The organism is Mesorhizobium sp. M1A.F.Ca.IN.020.06.1.1 (assembly GCF_004023265.1).
Lineage (GTDB): Bacteria > Pseudomonadota > Alphaproteobacteria > Rhizobiales > Rhizobiaceae > Mesorhizobium.
In genome coordinates, this window is sequence record NZ_RZSR01001533.1 from 1 (window position 1) to 812 (window position 812).

The following is an 812-nucleotide window of genomic DNA, read 5'->3' on the forward strand; positions in this document are numbered from 1 at the left end:
GTTTCCAGCCGGGTCAGGCCGCTTGCCGGCTCGTAGCGCGGCAGGCGCGACAGGCCGCAATCGATGACGACGCGCACGCCGTCGATGGTGATCGAGGTCTCGGCGATCGAGGTCGCCAGCACCACTTTACGGCGGCCAGGCGACGCCGGCTTGATCGCGGCATCCTGCGCCCTGTTGTCCAACTGGCCATAGAGCGGAACGATGTCGGTATCGGCACCGAGGCGATCTTCTAGCCGCTCTGCGGTGCGCTCGATCTCGCGCTGTCCGGGCAGGAAAGCGAGCACGCTGCCCTGCTCGGCGGCTAAAGCCGAGCGAACCGCCTTGGCCATCGCGTCCTCGACCGCCATGCCGGCCGGCCGCTCGTCATAGCGGATGTCGACCGGGAAGGCGCGGCCCTCGCTTTCGACCACCGGCGCCCCGGCCAGTAGTTTTGCGACGCGCGCGCCGTCGAGCGTCGCCGACATCACCAGCAGGCGCAGATCCGGCCGCAGCGCGCCCTGAACATCGAGCGCCAGCGCGAGGCCGAAATCGCCGTCGAGCGAACGCTCGTGGAATTCATCGAAGATTACCGCCGCAACGCCGGGCAGTTCGGGATCGTCGAGGATCATGCGCGACAGCACGCCTTCGGTGACGACGAGGATCTTTGTCCGCGCTGAAGTGCGGTTCTCCATGCGCATCGCGTAGCCGACTGTACCACCCGGCTCCTCGCCGACAAGCTCGGCCATGCGACGGGCGGCGGCGCGGGCTGCCAGCCTGCGCGGCTCCAGCAGCACGATCCTGCCTTCGCCGAGCCAGGGCGCGTCGAGCAGCGC

At 69.0% G+C, this 812-nt stretch carries 1 protein-coding gene; it reads right to left on the reverse strand.

The genetic code is table 11. The annotated features are described in order from the left end of the window. Nucleotides 1–812, reverse strand: an 812-nt coding sequence (locus tag EOA60_RS35360; protein WP_281060816.1) for a helicase-related protein, incomplete at both ends; no start/stop codon positions are given.